The sequence below is a fragment of the Duganella sp. 1224 genome, assembly GCF_013408245.1.
GTDB lineage: Bacteria > Pseudomonadota > Gammaproteobacteria > Burkholderiales > Burkholderiaceae_D > Rugamonas.
This window is the reverse complement of sequence record NZ_JACBYS010000001.1, coordinates 1,740,283-1,758,219: the sequence shown is the minus strand read 5'-3', so window position 1 is coordinate 1,758,219 and position 17,937 is coordinate 1,740,283. Positions and strand designations below refer to the sequence as shown.

The window sequence follows — 17,937 nt, the reverse complement described above, 5'->3', positions numbered from 1 at the left end:
CACCATGTGGATCGACACCCACTGCCATCTGGACGCGCACGAATTCGGCGACGAATCGGCCGCGCAGGCCGCGCTGGCCAGGGCGCAGGGTGTCGGCATGATCGTGATCCCGGCCGTGGAAACGGCCAACTTTCCGGTTGTCGCCAAGCTGGCGGCCAGCGTGGACAACGCCTGCTACGCGCTGGGCATCCACCCGATCTACGTGCCGCACGCCAAGGAGGACGACCTGCGCGTGCTGCGCGAGCAGGTGGCCGCGGCGATGGAAGATCCGCGCTTCGTGGCGCTGGGCGAGATCGGCCTGGATTTCTTCATCCCCATGCTGACCGAGCCGGCGATGCGCGAGAAGCAGGTGTTCTTCTTCCGCGAGCAGCTGAAGATCGCCCGCGAATTTGGCCTGCCGGTGCTGATGCACGTGCGCCGCTCGCAGGACGTGATCCTCAAGCACGTGCGCCAGATCCCGCCGGCAGGCGGCATCGCCCACGCCTTCAACGGCAGTGCGCAGCAGGCCAACACCTACATCGACCTCGGCTTCAAGCTCGGCTTCGGCGGCGCCATGACCTTCACCCGCGCGCTGCAGATCCGTCGCCTGGCGGCCGAGCTGCCGCTGGACGCCATCGTGCTGGAAACCGACGCGCCAGACATCTCGCCGGCCTGGGTCCATCCCGGCCGCAACAGCCCGGACCAGATCCCCCGCATCGGCGCCGTGCTGGCCGAACTGCGCGGCATCACGCCGGAGCAGGTGGCGGAAGCAACCACCGCCAACGCCCGCGCCGCGCTGCCGCGCATGCCACTGAAGTAAGGCCGCCTCAGTAGTTGTAGCGCAGGCCGACCCGGTACTCCCGTCCGATCAGGTCATACAGCGCCGGATTGGCGCCCAGCGGAATGCCCGGCGCGGCAGGCGGCGACACATTGCCCACGTTGTTGATCTTGAAGTAGGCGGTCAGCTTTTTCGACAGCTTGAGACTGCCGCCCAGGTCGACGTAGAACGCGCCAGCCATGTGGTTGTTGTCGATGGTCTGGTGGTTGTTGGTCGACACCGGGCAGTTGGTCTGGCACTCGATGAACTCGTTGCTGACCACGCCGCTGCTGACCCAGCGCTCGGTCAGCGTCAGGCCGCCCCAGTCGGTGTCCCACGACTGCGAGGCCATGCCTTTCCAGCGCGGCGTGCTGCCACGGTTGGCGCCGGCGTTTTCGGTGGGGATGGTGCCGACCACGCCCGAATCCACCAGGAAGCTGATGGTGTGGGTGGCCAGCACGCGGAAGGTCAGCTTGCCGGGCAGGTTCAGCGACGCCAGGTTGGCGCGGTAGGCCATTTCGATGTCGTAGCCCTTCACGTATTGCGACGCCAGGTTGAATGCCTGCAGCGTCACGTAATTGGTGTTGGGGACCGGGCTGTTCAGCAGCATGGTCGAGCAGATTTCCTGGTTGCCCGCCACGCACAAGTCCACCAACTGCTGCGACGACAGCGTCGAAATCACGCCATTGATCTTGATGTCGAAGTAGTCCACCGACGCGCTGAAGCCAGGCGCCCAGCTCGGCTGGTTGAGCACCACGCCAAAGATGGAATTGCGCGCGATCTCCGGCCGCAGCTTGGTGTTGCCCACCGTCCGCTGCTGCACCGTCAGTGTGTTGCCCTGATACAGATTGGTGCCGTTGATGACCACCGGCGCCGCAAACAGCTCGCTCAGATTGGGCGCGCGCACGTCGCGCGAGGTCACCGCGCGCAGACGCAGGCCATCCAGCCCGGTCCAGGTGGCGCCCAGCTTCCAGCTGCCCACCATGCCCGAGGTGCTGTAGCGGGTGCGGCGGTCGGCCAGGTTGATATTGCCTTCGCCCCAGGTGGCGGACTTCAGCACCGGCACATTCAGCTCCACGTACGCTTCCTTGACGTTGTAGGCGCCGTTGGCGTTGTGGTAGTTCCCGGAAAACCAGTTGTTGCCGATGGTCGCGTTGAGCAGCGGATCGGCCGGATAGGTGGCGTTATTCGGCGTCTCGGCGGTGACGCCGGCGCCGTATGGGTCACCGACCACGCGATAGCTTTCGCGCCGGTATTCGGCGCCGGTGGCCAGCGACAGCGGCCCGGCCCAGGTAGGGAATAGTTCGCCACTCATGTTAGCGCTCACCACGTTTTGCCGCTGCACCGAGTGCTGGAAGGCGCCGGCCGGCGGCAGCACGTAGTTGAGCGCCTCGGCGCTGGGCGCGAAGTTGCCGAAGATATTCATCGGCTTGCAGCCGGACGCCACCGCGACCGGATTACGGCAAATGATCGTGCCGTCCGGCCCGCGGATGGCGTCGATGGCGGCGTTGTAATGCGCATTCAGCGACAAATCGCGCACGGCGATATCGGTCTGGTTGCGGCCATATTCAGCATAGGTGTCGTACGACCAGTCGACGCCAAACAGCGGGAATTTGCCGTTGGCGCCGATGACAAAGCGCTGCTGGGTACGCTCTGGATGGACGTTGATGCTGCGCGGGAACTGGCCGTTGCCGGTGCCGTACTGGAAACTGGTGATGTTGTTGGCCGCGCAGCCGGCGACGATGGACGCCGGCAAGTAAGGATTGTCGCACTGGATGGTCAGGTTGGCGTTCTTGATGGCGCCCGGCACCGGCGAAAACGCCGACGTGACCTTGGCCAGGTTGGCCGTGAAATACAGCTCGTGGTCGTTGTTGATGTTGAAGCCGGCGCGCAGGTAGCCGACCTTGCGCGTCAGGTCCATGGCCAGATTCGAGCCGCCCTGGATGGTGCCGCTGCGGTCGCCGCCGACGCAGGCGGGATTGATGCAGTTGGTCACGGCGCCAGTGCCGGTCGGCACGCCGTTGGAGCCGTAGAAGTACGGGTACGGCACGCCGGCGGCGCTGAACGCCGTGCCTTGCAGCGGGCCATTGGTGATGAGGCCGTAGCGCGCGTATTGATACGGCTGCGAACGGTGGACGAAGCGGATTTGCGGCTTGCCGTCGGTGGTTTCTGCGAGCGAGCGCGTTTGCAGATCGGGATTGGTGAACCAGTCGCGCCCGCCGACGCCGATTTCGCCAAAGCCGGCGGAATCGATGCCGCGCTCGCGGCCGAATTCGCCGCTGGCCACGACGTGCAGGCGGTCATCCAGGAATGCCTTGCCCCACGCGGCCTGCAAGGTGGCGTTCTTGTCGTCGCTGTAGGTGGTCTGGCCGCCTTCCAGGTTGCTCTTGAATCCCACAAACTTCTTGTCGGTGATGAAGTTGACCACGCCGCCAATGGCGTCCGAGCCGTAAGATGCCGAGGCGCCGCCGGTCACCACGTCCACGCGCTTGATCAGCAGTTGCGGGAACTGGCTGATGTCGGTCACGCCGGTGACGTTGGCGCCGATCACGCGCTGGCCATCAAGCAGCGTCAGCGTGCGGATCGGGCCCAGGCCACGCAGGCTCAGCGAGCTCAGGCCCTGCACGCCGCTGCTGGTGCTGTAGGTGAAGGTGGTGCGGCCGGTGCTGCCTTGCAGGGCGGGCAGCTCGACCAGCGTGTTGAACACGTTGGGCTCGGCGCTTTTGGCCAGGTCGTCCGCGCTCAGGGTGGTGGTCGGCGTCGGCTGCGTGAAGCCGCGCGTGGAGATGCGCGAACCGGATACCGTCACCACCTTCATGTCGCTGGCGGGCGCGTTGGCGCCATCATCGGTGGCGGGTGGCGGCTCCGCCTTGGTCTGCTGGGCCTCCTGCGCATGGCCGGGTACGGACAGTGCGCAGAAGGTGCTGGCCACGGCAATGCTGATCAGTTTTCGCTGAAATGGTTTCATGTGTCTGTGTCTCCTGTTATTTTTAATTGCGACTTTTAAGCGCTTTTCGAGGATAGTGGGTACATTGTTTTCCTGCTAATGACATCTTGAAGCGTTGCGATATCGTTATGGATATCGCTTGACAACGGCTGATTACGCGCTGTCTGACGTGCATCAAGCGCCGCTGGGCCGTTTGCGTGGTATCACCGGCGGGGAGGTGATGCGATGCGGCTGGCGATTATCGGTTTTGCCATCGGCGCGGCCTGGCTGCAGACGCGCGGGACGCTGCCGCCGCTCGCGTGGCTGCTGGCGGCCGTGGTCGTTGTTCCGCTGATGTGGTGGACGGCGCGGCGCCGCTTGCGTGCCGCGTGGCGAGGCGGCGTTGCCATGCTGGCCGGCGCGCTGGCCGGCTTCTGCTGGGCCGCCTGGCTGGCGCATGGCGCGCTGGCGCCGCAGCTGGCATGGGCCGACGAAGGGCAGGACATTCAGGTGACCGGCACCATCGATAACCTGCCGTATCGCTTCGCGCAAGGCGTGCGCTTCAATTTCGCGGTGGAGCGGCCCGCCGGCCGCGTGCCGCCGAAGATCGCGCTGTCGTGGTACGCCGGCTATCGTGATCAGCGCGCCGAGGTGCCGGACGTGCGGCCCGGCGAGCGCTGGCAACTGACCGTGCGCCTGCAACGTCCGCACGGCAACGCCAATCCCTACACCTTCGATTACGAAGCGTGGCTGCTGGAGCAGGGCGTGCGCGCCACCGGCTACGTGCGCGTGGCGCGCGACAACCGGCTTGTGGACGGCTTCGTCCTCAGCGCCGGCAATCTGATTGAGCACAGCCGCGCCGTGCTGCGCCAGCGCATCCTCGACGCGCTGCCCGGCAAGCCGTATGCCGGCGTCATCGTCGCACTGGTGGTGGGCGACCAGCGCGGCATCGATCAATCGGACTGGCAGGTATTCAACCGCACCGGCATCGGCCATCTGATTTCGATTTCGGGCCTGCACATCACCATGGTGGCGGGACTGTTCGCGCTGGCGACGTTCACGTTGTGGCGGCGCTCGTTCTTCACGCGCGCGCAACTGCCGCTGCTGCTGCCGGCGCAAAAGGTCGCGGCGCTGGTCGGCGCGGCGGTGGCGTTGTTGTATGTGCTGCTGGCCGGGTTTGGCGTGCCGGCGCAGCGCACGCTGTACATGCTGATGGTGGTGGCCGCCGCCCTGTGGCTCAACCGCCTGACCAGCATCTCGCACGTATTGTGCACCGCGCTGGGCGTGGTGCTGGTGATCGATCCGTGGGCGGTGTTGTGGCCGGGGTTCTGGCTGTCGTTCAGCGCTGTCGCCGTGATCATGTACGCGACGGTGGGCCGCACCACGCCGCCGCGCGCCGCCGCGCCGCGCGCGCAAGGCGGCGTCGCGCACGCGCCGGCGCCGCTGACGTATCGCGAGCGCCTCTGGCTGACGCTGCGCGTCGGCGCGCACACGCAATATGCGGTCACGCTCGGGCTGGTGCCGCTGACGATGCTGCTGTTCGGCCAGGTGTCGGTGGTCAGTCCGCTGGCCAACGCGGTGGCGATTCCGCTCATCAGCCTGGTGGTCACGCCGCTCGCGCTGATCGGCAGCATGCTGCCGGCCGTGCTGGCCGGGCCGCTGCTGGTCTGCGCGCACTGGCTGGTGGCGTTGCTGGCGCAGTGCCTGCAATGGTTCAGCGCCATGCGCTACGCCGTGTGGAGCGCGCCGCAGCCGCCGTTCTGGCTGTTTTGCTGGGCGACGCTGGGCACCCTCTGGCTACTGGCGCCGCGTGGCTGGCCGGTACGCTGGCTCGGCCTGGCGACGTGGATACCGCTGCTGGCCGCCGAACCCACGCATCCCGCGCCGGGCCGCATGACGGTGACGGCGTTCGACGTGGGGCAGGGCATGGCGTTGCTGATCGAGACCAGCGGCCATCGGCTGCTGTACGACACCGGCCCGGCCTACAGTCCCGAATCCAACGCCGGCAACCGCGTGTTGCTGCCGTATCTGCGGGCACGCGGCATCCACGCGCTGGATGGCGTCATCGTTTCGCACAGCGATGCCGATCATTCGGGCGGCGCGCTGTCGGTGCTGGAGGGCGTGCCGACGGGCTGGGTGCTGTCGTCGCTGTCGCCGCATCACGCCATCGCGCGCGCCGCGCGCCGGCACGTGCAGTGCGCGGCCGGCCAGCGCTGGCGGTGGGATGGTGTCGAATTCGAAGTCATGCATCCGCAGCCGGACAGCTACGCCAGCCATGCGCTAAAAGCCAACGCGCGCAGCTGCACGCTGAAGATCACGGCGGCCGGCAAATCGCTGCTGCTGGCGGGGGATATCGAAGCGGAGCAGGAGGCGCAGTTGCTGGAACGCGCCGCCGACCGCCTGCCGGCTGATGTGCTGATCGCGCCGCACCACGGCAGCGGCACGTCATCGACCTACGCGTTTCTGCAGGCCGTCAAGCCGCGGCTGGCGCTGTTTCTGGTCGGCCACCGCAACCGCTACCGGCATCCAAAGCAGGAAGTGGTGGAGCGCTACCGGCAACTGGGCATCACCTGCCTGCGCACCGACCAGTCAGGCGCCATCACGCTGGAATTTGGCGACGACGTCACCCCGTCAGCCTACCGGGAAGCAGCCGCCCGCTACTGGCGCTAGTATTTTTTCCAGGAGATGTTAGCCGGGCAGCTGATTTGTAATGCGCCTTTGCTGTGGCCAGCCGGCGAATTCACCGGCCCTTGCATCCAACATTTGGTTTCGCCGTGCAGCGTTTCGGTGTAATAGGCGATGCCATCCGGACTTTCGTAGTGGCCGCGGGCGTCGTTGGGGTTGGAGCCGACGTAGCCCCGCTCCATGGCTTTCGACAGCTGGGTGTAGCGATTGTCCGGCCTCACCTCCGGCACGGACGCGGTCTTGCCACGGATCTCCTTGTCGATCTCGGGCAGGGATTTTCTGACCGCCTCCATGTCCAGCGCGGCCAGCAATGCCAGGGTGAGGTGCATTTTTATCATCTTGAAATGATATCAACAGAATGTCGGCTTGTGGCAAATTAGAGCGTTTCCACCAGTCTCCGGCCATCACCCACATTACAATGAAGCAAAAACAACCACACGGAGACCGCTTGTGAGTAAGCCCAAGCTACATTTCGCCCACGCCAACAGCTATCCGGCGGGCGTGTACCGCCAGTTCTTCGCGCCGCTGTCCGCGCATTTCGACCTCCAGTCGCTCGACATGCACGCCCATAATCCGCGCTACCCGGTCACCGACTGCTGGCCGCATCTGGTGGACGAATACATCGACGAGCTGACCAGGCGTTACCACGGCGAGCCGGTGATTCTGGTCGGCCACTCGCTGGGCGGCATGCTGAGCCTGATGGTGGGCCACAAGCGGCCGGACCTGGTGCGCTGCGTGGTGATGCTGGACGCGCCGGTGGTCGGCGGCTGGCGCGCCTTCGCCTGGCACCTGATCAAGCGGCTGGGCCGCGCCTACAGCGTGCCGCCGGCCAAGTTCTCCATCCGCCGCCGCAATGTCTGGCCCGACGTCGGCGCCGCCTACCAGCACTTTGCCGCCAAGGACCTGTTTGCTGCGTGGGCGCCCGGCGTGCTGGCCGACTACATGGACAGCGGCCTCAAGCCGCACGCGCAGGGCGTCCAGCTGCGCTACACGCGCGAGAACGAGACGGCAGTGTACGCCACGCTGCCGCACCACCTGCCGAAGCTGCTGCGCAAGGGCTACCCGGTGCCGATCGGCTTCATCGGCGGCGACAACTCCTGGGAAACCAGCCAGTCCGGCCATCAGCACACCAAGGCGCTGGTGGGCCGTCATTTCCGCATCCTGCCTGGCGGCCATCTGTTCCCGATGGAGAATCCGGTGGCGGCAGCCGAAGCCACCCGGCAAATGATCAACGACCTGCTGGAAGAGCAATCTGGCAAAAAAGTTCTTAAAAGCGCGGCGGTAGCGTAAAATCCCGGGCAGTGTAAAACTTGAGGATGGCCTTGCAATGACGATTAAAAGCGATAAATGGATACGCCGGATGGCGGAAGAGCATGGGATGATCGAGCCTTTCTTCCCGGACCAGATACGCCAGGAAGACGGCCGCAAGGTGATTTCCTATGGCACCTCGTCGTACGGCTACGACATCCGCTGCGCCGATGAGTTCAAGGTCTTCACCAACATCAACAGCACCATCGTTGATCCGAAGAACTTCGACTCCAACTCTTTCGTGGACGTGAAAAGCGACGTCTGCATTATCCCGCCGAACTCGTTCGCGCTGGCCCGCACCATGGAATACTTCCGCATTCCGCGCAGCGTGCTGACGGTTTGCCTGGGCAAGTCGACCTATGCCCGTTGCGGCATCATCGTCAACGTCACGCCGTTCGAGCCGGAATGGGAAGGTTATGTGACGCTGGAATTCTCCAACACCACGCCGCTGCCGGCCAAGATCTACGCCGGCGAGGGTTGCGCCCAGGTGCTATTCTTCGAAAGCGACGAGGTGTGCGATGTGTCGTACAAGGACCGCAACGGCAAGTACCAGGGCCAGCACGGCGTGACCCTGCCAAAAGCATAAAAACAACGCGGGCTCCGGCCCGCGTTTTTATTTCTTCACCGGCAAAAGCATCTCGACGCACAGGCCGCCGCCAGCGCGGTTGCTGGCCTGGATGCTGCCGCCGTGGCCCTCGATCACGTGCTGGGCGATGGCCAGCCCCAGGCCATGGCCCTCGGCGCTGGCGTTGGCGGAGCGGAAGAAGGGCTGGAAGATGGTGGCCAGGTCGGCCGGCGCCACGCCCGGTCCGCTGTCCAGCACCTTGATCGACAGCTGCCGCGTGTCCGGCAGAATCCGCGTCTGCAACACCACCTCGCCGCCGTCGGGGCTGTGCTTGATGGCGTTGCGCACCACGTTTTCGATGGCGCGCCCCAGCAGGTCCGGCTGGCCGATCACCCGCACGTCGGCGTCGCCTTCCTGCACCACGCTGCGCTGCTGGCTGGCCGCCTCGTAGCGGGCGTCGTCGGCGATCTGGTCGAGCAGGTCGGCCATGCTGATTTCCTCCTGCGTGGCCTTGATGGCGCCGGCTTCCAGACGCGCCAGCGTCAGCAGTTCGCCAACCAGCTTGTCCATGCGCACGCTCTCGCGCTCGATGCGCTCCATCGACGCGCTCCATTTTTCCGGCTGCTGGTGCGCCAGGCCGATCGCCGCCTGCAGCCGCGCCAGCGGCGAGCGCAGTTCGTGCGAGACGTCGTGCAGCAGCCGCGTCTGGCCATCGATCAGGCTGCGCAGGCGGGCGGTCATGATGTCGAAGTCGCGGCCCAGATCGTTGAGTTCGGTGCCGCTCTTGCCGCTGGCGTTGGCGAAGCGCGGCGCCAGGTCGCCATGGGCGGCGGCGTGGAAGGCTTCGCGCAGCGCGCGGATCGGCCGCGAGAAGTACCACGCCAGCAGCACCGAGAACAGCAGGCTGGCCAGCACGGCGGCGGCGATTGGCACCCACGGGCCGAGCGGCTGGAAGCGCGGGCCCCACGGGCGGTCGCCGCCGATGTCGCCCGGCATACCGGGGCCGGCGCCGGGACCAGAACCAGGAGCGGCGCCGGCGTAGCCTTGCGGACGGTTGCCTGGCATCGAGCGGGGCGGGCCATGGCGGTCGCCATCGCCCTCCAGCACCGAGGCCGCCTTGATCGCCATCTGCGCGCCGCCGCCGAGGTTGCCCAGCACCGGCCGGTTGTCGCCATCCATGCCGCGCAGGTGTTCGCCGAAGGGCAGGAACAGCATGTAGCGCTTGCCGTCGTCGGCGGTCACCTGGCGCACCACGCGGCGGCGGCCGTCTTCCTTCAAGCGCACGCGGCTTTCCTGCAGCGTCTTGGGATTGACGATGCGGCCCAGCAGTTCATGCTCCTGCTCGTCCACCGCGTAGACGCGATGGCGGTCCATGTTCTCCAGCATCCGCCGCAGCGCCTTGACGCCGCCAAACTCCAGCGTGGCGGCGGCCGCGTTGATGGCCATCTCGGCTGGCGGGCTGGTGTCCAGGTTCATCAGCGGCAGGGGCTGCTGATTGCGGTTCTTCAGCCATATGGCGCCGCCGATGCCGACGGTGGCGGCAAACTGCGCCAGCAAGATGCACAGGAAAAACTTCCAGAACAGACGCCCCAAGGCTTACTCCTTGATCAGCTGGTAGCCGAGGCGGTACACGGTCTGCAGGCAGGAGCGGCCGTCGGCGATGGTGCCGAGCTTGTGGCGCAGCGAGCTCAGGTGAACGTCGATGTTGCGGTCGAAGCGCGCCAGCGGCCGGCCCAGGCCTTGTTCCGACAGCGTGTTCTTGCTGACCGGGCGGCCGGCATTGCGGGCCAGCACTTCCAGCAGGTTGAATTCGGTGCTGGTCAGTTCCAGCTTGTTGCCGGCCCAGGTGGCGCGGCGCTGCTCCGGCCACATGGTCAGCTGGCCGACGGTGAGGGCGCTTGGCTGGCTGTGGTCGGCCGGGGCGCCTTGCGCGCGGCGCAGGATGGCGCGGATGCGCGCGGTCAGCTCGCGCGGCGTGCAGGGCTTGGCGACGTAGTCGTCGGCGCCCAGTTCCAGGCCGACGATGCGGTCGGTGTCGTCGCCGCGGCCGGTCAGCATGAGGATGGGCAACTGGCTGTTGGTGCGGATGCGGCGCAGGGTTTCCAGGCCGTTCATGCGCGGCATCATCACGTCGAGGATGGCGATGGCATACAGGCCGGTGAAGGCCTGGGCGGTGCCGGCCTCGCCGTCGTGCACGGCCTTGACCTCGAATCCTTCCTGTTCAAGGTATTCCTTGAACATGCTCACCAGTTCGACATCGTCGTCGATCAACAGTACTTTGCTCTTCATTGCGGTTTTTTCAGATACAGATCGCTCATCATAACAGCCGCCTGCGGCCTGCCGGCGGGGTTTTACCCCGATTTACAACGGCTTGCCAGTCGTTAAGTGGATGTCATAAATGCATCTTTACGCAGATTTACCTTGTGCTAACGTCACTTAACGGCGGCCGCTCCGAGAATGGTGCTTCACCACCACTTGAGGATTCCTGCATGAATACATCCACACCTACCGCACGCAAAATCCTGCTGGCCGCCGCCGTGGCGATGCCGCTGCTGGCGCAGTCTGTCGCCGCCCGCGCCGACCAGCCGCCACCGGCAAAGGGCGATCAAGGCCCCGGCGGTCCCGACGGCGCGCCAGGCCAAGGAAGTGCGGCGGGCGGGGCGGATCACGGTCCCGGCTTGAGCCCCGGCTCTGGCCTGGGCCCCGCCCCCGGCTTTGGTCCGCCACCCGGCTTCGGTCCCGGCCCAGGTTTCGGTCCCGGCCCAGGTTTCGGTCCTGGCCAAGGCGTTGGCCCTGGCCCCGGCTTCGGCCAGCCCCATGGCTTCGACTCCGCTTCCGGCCTCGGTCCAGCGTTCGGCTTTGGTCGTGGCCGTCCGCCCATTTTCCCCGGCGTCACGCTGAGCGAGGCGCAGCAAGACAAGGTCTTCGCCATCCTGCATGCCGAAATGCCGTATCTGCGTGAGCAGGGCAAGGCAGCCGCCAAAGCCCACGAAGCACTGCGCGCCCTGGCCACCGCCGACCAGTACGACGACGCCAAGGCCGCCGCGCTGGCCAGGGAAGCCGCCACCGCCGAAGCCAATCTCGCCCTGCAGCACGTACGCACCCAACAGAAATTGCTGGCCGTACTGACGCCCGAACAGCGCAAACAGCAAGCGGCTCATCACCCGCGCCACCCGCAGCGCGATTAAGCACCCATCTTCAACCTGATAAGCGGAGAACAGCATGTCCATCAGCGCCTTGAGTTCCACCAGCGCCGCCAGCGCGCTCAGTTTCCTGAGCCGCCTGAGCAGCAACAACAGCATCAGCAGCATGAGCAACAATAGCAACAGCCTCGACAGCAGCCAAGGCGTCCGCCCGCCGCCGCCAGACGGTGGCGGCTTCGCCGACGCCATCGCCGCAGCGCTGCAATCGATCGGCATTACCGATACCTCGTCCAGCGGCTCGGACACCGACACCTCGGCCACCTCGGCCAGCAGCGACAGCACGACCAGCACCAGCACCACCGATGCCACCGAGGTGTCGGCCGCGCTGGGCAGCTTCCTGCAAAGCCTGATGGGCGCACTGCACGCGCAACACAGCGCTGGCGAAGCGCCGCCGCCCTACAGCGAGCAGCAGGCTGGCGGCCAGGGCGGTCCGGGCCGGCTGGAGTCTGACCTGCAAAGCCTGATCGCCAAGCTGGGCGCCAACACGGTCGAGGGCAACAGCGACAGCGGCGACGCGGTCGACGATTTGCAAAGCACCTTCGCCAACCTGCTGGACAAGTTGGGCACCAGCACCAGCACCAGCGACAGCGACAGCACGGCCAGCGCCGGCACCGGCAGCACCAGCACGAGCGACGCCCTCACCAAGCTGTCCGCCTTCCTGCAAGCACTGTCGGCACAGGTCGGCAACCACGGCAGCAGCGGCAACCTGGTCGACACCGCGGTGTAACGCCGCGCCGCCCACTGCGGCGGCTTGTTCAGCCACTCAGGAATCAGATGGAAACTCACGACGAAAAACACGAACACAGCCTGGCGGACGATCTGGCCGCCATGCTCAACCTCAACGGCGACCGTCGGCAGACGCTGCGCTGGCTGCTGGCTGGCGCCTCGACGCTGCCGGTGCTCGGATGCGGCGGTGGTTCCGACAGCACCAGCGGAACCACCAGCACCACCTCGGCCGCCACCACCACAACGACCACGACCACCACGCCCACCGTCGGCTCCTGCACGGTCATCCCGGAAGAAACGGGCGGCCCATATCCGGCCGACGGCACCAACAGCAACAGCGGCGGCGTGGTCAACGTGCTGACGCAACCCGGCGTGGTGCGCAGCGACATTCGCAGCAGCTTCGGCGGCGCCAGCGGCACAGCGGCCGGCGTTCCGCTGACCATCAAACTGCAGATCGTCAACGCCAACAACAATTGCGCCGCGCTGGCCGGCGCCGCCGTCTATCTGTGGCATTGCGACCGCGACGGCAACTACTCGCTGTATTCCAGCGGCGTCACCAACCAGAACTACCTGCGCGGCGTGCAGGAAACCGACAGCGGCGGCAACATCAGCTTCACCACCATCTACCCCGGCTGCTACACCGGCCGCGTACCGCACGTCCACTTCGAGGTCTACCCGTCGCTGGCCAAAGCCACCAGCGCGAGCAGCCGCATCAAGACCTCGCAGTTCACCTTCCCGGTGGCCACCAGCAACGAGGTTTACGCCACCACCGGCTACAGCGCCAGCGTCAGGAACCTGGCCGCCATCAGCTTTGCCACCGATAACGTGTTCAGTGACGGCTACACGCTGCAGATGGCCACCATCACCGGCAACGCCAGCGATGGCTACGTGGCCACGTTGACGGTGGCGGTGGCCGCCTGAGCCGAACAGACTTTCGCCGGTTCGCCGGCCTTGACCAGGCCCGCCGAAGCCCGCTTCGCCGGGCTTTTTTTACGCCCTCTGAGGCCGCGTGGCGCCGGCTGGCACAGCCTTTGCACAACCAGGGCAAAGCCTGCCACGGAGCGCGACATGGACCGCCTGCTGATCGACTACCGGCCTGAACTGGAATCGTCTTCCGCCGCCGACGCCGCCGCATGGCGCCAGGCCGAACAGGAAATGACGCAAGCCGCCGCGCTGCTGGAAGCACTGCAGGCCGGCCGCCTGCCAGCCTTCCTGCGCCAACTGGTGCGCCAGGCAGCGCTGCCGGGACCGATGTCATCGATCTTGCTCGACGCCTTGCGCCAGTTGGCACAGCGGCTGCTGGCGCCGGCCGCGCTGGCGCAGCCCAAGGTGCCGGCGCGGGTCTTCGGCATGGAACTCGAAGGCTTGAGCGCGGAAGACAAGGAGTTCGAACTGGCGCGCCACTTCCTGCGCTTCAGCAGCCACGCCCTGCGCCGCGCGCGCCAGCTGCAGCGCGGCGATCCGCGCCAGCGCGCCCGGCTGGCGCTGGCCCTGGCTGCGCGCCGCCACGCGCCCGGCCTGGTGGCCGTCACCGATTCGTTACGGGCGGCGCCGCCGTCCCGCCATTTGTTGTCTGACTTGAAAAGGGAGCTGACCATGCATGACATCGACCGCACCACGCTGGAATTCAACAACGAATCCGGCTACGAAGCAGAATTCGAATTCGGCCAGGGCGAATGGGAGGCCGGCGCCACCCTTAGCGAAGCCGAGGAAATGGAACTGGCCAGCGAACTGCTGGCCGTCAACAACGAGGAGGAACTGGAACAATTCCTCGGCGGCCTGATCCGCAAGGTGGCGTCGGGCGCGTCCAGCCTGATCAAATCCCCGGCCGGCAAGATGCTCGGCGGCCTGCTGAAAGGCGTGGCGAAGAAGGCGCTGCCGCTGGCTGGCGGCGCGCTGGGCGGCGTCATCGGCGGCCCGCTGGGCGCCAAGATCGGCAGCGGCCTGGCGTCGGCCGCCGGCAGCGCGCTGGGCCTGGAAGCCGAATACGAAATGAACAGCGAGGACCGCGAGTTCGAAGGCGCGCGCACCTTCGTCAAGCTGGCCACCGACACCATCAACCGCGTGGCCCAGTCGCCGGGCGGCGATCCGCGCCAGGCGGCGATGCAGGCCGCCACCGCCGCGGCGCGCCGCTACGCGCCCGGCTTGTTGACGCAGCAGGGTGGCGGCGCGCGCGGCCGCAGCGGCGCCGGGCAGGGGGCGGGCATGGGGCAGGGTGCCACGGCGCGCGGTGGCAGCGGACGCTGGGTGCGCCAGGGCCGCAAGATCGTGCTGTACGGCGCCTGACGGCCATGAGCCCGTTCGCTGCCTGGATGCTGGCGCAGGAGGCACGCGCGCTGCTGGCCCGGCTGGCGCGGCTGCAGCCGTTCGCGCTGATCGAGACCATGGTGCCGGCCGCCGCGCTGTCGCCAGCGGCGCAGCGGGCCATCGAGCGGCAACTGGCGCTGGGACGGCGCGAGCTGCGCCAGATGGTGCGCGGCTACCTCGGCTGGCTACGCCAGGCCGGGCCGGTGGCCAGCGCCGCCGAGGGACAGCGCCGCTTCACCTTTCTGCGCCTGAAGTTCAACGCCGCGCTGGCGCAGTTCGACCTGTTCAGCGACGTCGTCACCCAGCGCAGCGAGCACCGCAACGGCGTCTGGCTGGCCGGCCTGGACGTGGCGGCGGCCGACGCCCTGGCGCTGCACGGCGGCTACTACGCGGCGCCGCCGCTGGCCTGCTACCTGGAGCGCGGACCGGGCGCGGCCATCCGTCGCGCCCGTACCCGCCTGCCGGGCGGCGGCGACAATCCGGTGGCCGTGATCCGCGTCCCGCGCGAACGCATGATCGGCGCCGCCATCGCCTCGTCGCTGTTTCACGAGGTGGGCCACCAGGGCGCCGCGCTGCTGGAACTGGTCGGCTCGGTGCGGCCGGTGCTGCAGGCCTTGCAGGCCGGTGGCGGGCCGGCGCCGGTGTGGCGCTTGTGGGAGCGCTGGATTTCGGAAGTGGTGGCGGACTTCTGGTCGCTGGCGCGGGTCGGCGTGGCTGCCACGCTGGGGCTGATGGGCGTGGTCAGCCTGCCGCGGCCGTTCGTGTTCCGGCTCGACATGGACGATCCGCATCCGTCGCCGTGGATCCGCGTCAAGCTCAGTTGCGCCATGGGGCAGCTGCTGTACCCGCATCCGCAATGGCGCCGGCTGGCGGCGCTGTGGGACGACTACTACCCGCTGCACGACGTGCCGCAGCGGGCCTTGCTGGAGCAGTTGCAGGCCAGCCTGCCGGCGCTGGCCGGGCTGCTGGCGCAACACCGGCCGCGTCTGCTGCGCGGGCGGACGCTGGCCGAGGCGCTGGGCGTGGCGCGGCGCCAGCCGGCCTATCTGGCGCTGCTGTTCCGATGGTGGAGCCGCGCGCCGCAACAGCTGTACCAGGCGCCGCCGGCGCTGGTGCTTGCCGTGCTGGGCCAGGCGCGCGCCAGCGGCCGCCTGACGCCGGAAGACGAAAGCATCCTGCTGGGGCGCCTGCTGTCGCACTGGGCGCTGCGCAACACCCTGACCGATTGATGAGGAGAGTGACATGGACAACTTGAAGCAAGCTGCGGCGGGCACCGGCTCGCTCGCCGTGACGGTAAGCGCCGGGCCCGGACTGCCGGTGGTGGACGCCAGCATCCTGCTGTATCCCAATCCCACTGGCGGCCTGCCGGACGCGGCGCCGTGGGAGAGCGATGGCATGTACAAGGCCGCCCCGGCGGCATGGGCCAACTTTATTGGCAGCCGCACGGCGGTCGAGGCCCTCACCGGCGGCGATGGCCGCGCGGTGTTCGACAAGATCGGTGAAGGCCCCTACATCGTCATGTACAACCACGTCACGCCGTTCGATAGCGGCAATGTCTATTATTACGCGCTGGAGATCACGCCGGGTGGGGCGCTGGCGCGGGTGTTTGCGCTGACGCCGCATATTTCACTGGACACCGTGGTGTACAACAACGGCGCGGCGCGCAGCACGCCGCACGGCGTGGTCGGCGATACGCTGACGGTCAGCGCGCTGTACAACGTCAACAACCAGCAGTACCCGCTGCAAGCCGGCACGGCGGCCGACCCCGACCGGCCGCTGCGCCCCCGGCGCAGCGCCAGCAACGAGTTCCGTATGCGCATCGAGCGCACCGGCAAGCAAAGCGTGGGCGCGAATATCCGCATGGCGCAGTTGGGGCGGCAGGGCGGCGTCGGCGACCGCCAGCGCTTTGCCCACTATCACCTGACCGGCAGCTTCGTGGCCGATGAGATGACGCCGCTGCCGGTGTCCGGCAAGATCACCACCACCGCCTCGCGCACCGAAACCGAGAGCACGCCGGACCTGTCGCTGTGGACGCTGATCCGCAACAGCACCGAGGCGCTGTCGTTCAATAATTACGCCGCCTTCCTCGGCCAGCTGTTCTGCGCGCCGGGCGCCGGCGCCGTGCCGGACTACGAGCAGCAGCGCTTCCCGGCCTTCGAGCACACCTTCAAGCGGCTGGAGAAGCGGCGCGCGCTGCCGTTCACCGATGCCGAATCGTACCGCGTGCTGAAGGCCGCCACCGAGGCCTTCGTGATGGTCAATTGCGGCGTGCTGACCAAGCCGCTGGCCTTTGGCGACGACGACGCCGGCTACCTCGACCGGCGCGATCTGCCCAACGAGCAGTCGATGGAAAAGCTGCTCAGGCGCTACCTGACGGCGGTCGAGCCGCACCTGAAGACGCTGCCTTACCTGGCGCTCATCCGCAGCAAGCTGCCGGACGTGGAAATCCAGCTGCCGGCGCACCAGCCGGACGAAGCCAACCTGTGCGTCGGCCTGATCCGCCAGCGCCTGGCCCATCCCTGCCTGATGGAGTTGATCTGGTCGTATTGGCACGAGGAGGGCATGCTGGTGCAATCGACCAACGCCATCACGCGGCGCTTCCAGAACCTGCGCTCGTCGGCGCACGCGACCGGCATTGATCCGCTGGCCAACACCGAAATCGATGCGCTGCGGCCGGCCAACGCGCTGCTGTGGGGCTATGTGCAGGACGAGCAGCACCGGCTCAGCGTGGTGCGCCGCAATTACGAGTACGACCACCAGTACGGTTTGCACCTGGACGGCCGCGCGGTGCGCGATTTCCGGCCGGCCGACAGCCGCTCCAAGTTCATCGAGGCCTTCCACAACCTGCTGCGCCAGTTGACGCCGTTCTTCCGCCAGGATGACGACACCACCGTCAAGGCCGACGCCTTCCCGGTGCTGAACGCGCTGAAGGAGGTGCACCTGATCCTGTCGCAGGGCGCGCACAACCAGTACGGCGACTTGCCGGCCACGGCCCGCATCGAAATGATGATGCAGCAGTGGCTGCTGGCGCGGCCGGAGTTCCGCGAGTTCCTGCCGACGCGGGTGATGGTGGCCTATCCGGAACCATGGATGGACCGGGTGGACGCGATGAAGAAGCTGCAAGGCTGGACCGACACCAGCGTCGCGCATTTCCGCGACCTGGCCATGTTCGGCGAGCAGTTGCTGCTGTCGATCCGCTACGGCCACTGGAGCGATGTCTACGAGCCGGTGCAGGCGCACAACTGGGCCCGCTTCTGGCGGCCGCAGGCGCAGGGCTACATCCACGCCTACCGCGCCGTCACCGGCGTCGATCTGTCGGCCGAGCTGGCCAATCCGCAGCTGGAGTCGACGTTGCCGTCGGTGTTGCTGCGTCAGCGGCTGGAAGCGCAGCAGCGCCGCGCCTGAGCCAGGGGGAGCGCGA

Annotated in this window: 14 protein-coding genes; 10 read left to right on the top strand and 4 right to left on the bottom strand. The window is 67.2% G+C overall.

What is annotated here, in order from left to right:
- Positions 1-4: 4 nt before the first annotated feature.
- Positions 5-799 (top strand): TatD family hydrolase, encoded by a 795-nt coding sequence (locus FHW58_RS07810; protein ID WP_179672475.1) that lies wholly within the window; start codon positions 5-7, stop codon positions 797-799.
- A gap of 7 nt (positions 800-806) precedes the next feature.
- Here FHW58_RS07810 and FHW58_RS07805 read toward each other — a convergent pair whose 3' ends face one another.
- Positions 807-3,764: a TonB-dependent siderophore receptor gene (locus tag FHW58_RS07805; RefSeq protein ID WP_179672474.1), complete on the bottom strand. Its 2,958-nt coding sequence runs from the start codon at positions 3,762-3,764 to the stop codon at positions 807-809.
- Positions 3,765-3,968: 204 nt separating this feature from the next.
- On the opposite strand from FHW58_RS07805, the gene FHW58_RS07800 reads away from it, so the two are divergent.
- Positions 3,969-6,392, top strand: coding sequence for a DNA internalization-related competence protein ComEC/Rec2 (locus tag FHW58_RS07800; protein WP_179672473.1), 2,424 nt, complete (start codon positions 3,969-3,971; stop codon positions 6,390-6,392).
- Here the strand turns inward: FHW58_RS07800 and FHW58_RS07795 are convergent.
- The gene (locus FHW58_RS07795; protein ID WP_179672472.1) at positions 6,389-6,736 is read right to left on the bottom strand and encodes a hypothetical protein; all 348 of its coding nucleotides are present in this window, start codon (positions 6,734-6,736) and stop codon (positions 6,389-6,391) included. The genes FHW58_RS07800 and FHW58_RS07795 overlap by 4 nt on opposite strands.
- A gap of 121 nt (positions 6,737-6,857) precedes the next feature.
- Here FHW58_RS07795 and FHW58_RS07790 point away from each other — a divergent pair, with 121 nt between their 5' ends.
- Together FHW58_RS07790 and dcd are read left to right on the top strand one after the other, a co-directional pair.
- On the top strand, positions 6,858-7,697 hold the full coding sequence (locus FHW58_RS07790) for an alpha/beta fold hydrolase (RefSeq protein WP_179672471.1): 840 nt from the start codon (positions 6,858-6,860) through the stop codon (positions 7,695-7,697).
- Positions 7,698-7,734: 37 nt separating this feature from the next.
- Entirely contained in the window at positions 7,735-8,301 is a 567-nt protein-coding gene (gene dcd / locus FHW58_RS07785; RefSeq protein WP_135200159.1) for a dCTP deaminase, read from the top strand.
- Positions 8,302-8,328: 27 nt separating this feature from the next.
- On the opposite strand, the gene FHW58_RS07780 is transcribed toward dcd, so the two are convergent.
- Complete coding sequence (locus FHW58_RS07780) at positions 8,329-9,873, bottom strand: ATP-binding protein (RefSeq protein WP_179672470.1); 1,545 nt, start codon at positions 9,871-9,873, stop codon at positions 8,329-8,331.
- Between the two features lie 3 nt (positions 9,874-9,876).
- Positions 9,877-10,569, bottom strand: a complete 693-nt coding sequence (locus tag FHW58_RS07775; RefSeq protein ID WP_179672469.1) for a response regulator transcription factor — start codon at positions 10,567-10,569, stop codon at positions 9,877-9,879.
- 200 nt (positions 10,570-10,769) lie between these two features.
- Here FHW58_RS07775 and FHW58_RS27780 point away from each other — a divergent pair, with 200 nt between their 5' ends.
- The 6 genes from FHW58_RS27780 to FHW58_RS07745 all read left to right on the top strand — a co-directional run bounded on the left by FHW58_RS27780 (position 10,770) and on the right by FHW58_RS07745 (position 17,921).
- Positions 10,770-11,468, top strand: coding sequence for a Spy/CpxP family protein refolding chaperone (locus tag FHW58_RS27780; protein ID WP_304506255.1), 699 nt, complete (start codon positions 10,770-10,772; stop codon positions 11,466-11,468).
- A 34-nt stretch (positions 11,469-11,502) separates the two neighbouring features.
- On the top strand, positions 11,503-12,210 hold the full coding sequence (locus FHW58_RS07765) for a hypothetical protein (RefSeq protein WP_179672468.1): 708 nt from the start codon (positions 11,503-11,505) through the stop codon (positions 12,208-12,210).
- A gap of 47 nt (positions 12,211-12,257) precedes the next feature.
- Positions 12,258-13,130: an intradiol ring-cleavage dioxygenase gene (locus tag FHW58_RS07760; RefSeq protein ID WP_179672467.1), complete on the top strand. Its 873-nt coding sequence runs from the start codon at positions 12,258-12,260 to the stop codon at positions 13,128-13,130.
- A gap of 147 nt (positions 13,131-13,277) precedes the next feature.
- Complete coding sequence (locus FHW58_RS27330; protein WP_218892642.1) at positions 13,278-14,495, top strand: hypothetical protein; 1,218 nt, start codon at positions 13,278-13,280, stop codon at positions 14,493-14,495.
- A gap of 5 nt (positions 14,496-14,500) precedes the next feature.
- Positions 14,501-15,745 carry a hypothetical protein gene (locus FHW58_RS07750; RefSeq protein WP_229265078.1) on the top strand — a complete coding sequence of 415 codons (1,245 nt, stop codon included), beginning with the start codon at positions 14,501-14,503 and terminating at the stop codon, positions 15,743-15,745.
- Between the two features lie 13 nt (positions 15,746-15,758).
- Entirely contained in the window at positions 15,759-17,921 is a 2,163-nt protein-coding gene (locus FHW58_RS07745; protein ID WP_179672466.1) for an 8-amino-7-oxononanoate synthase, read from the top strand.
- Positions 17,922-17,937 lie beyond the last annotated feature (16 nt).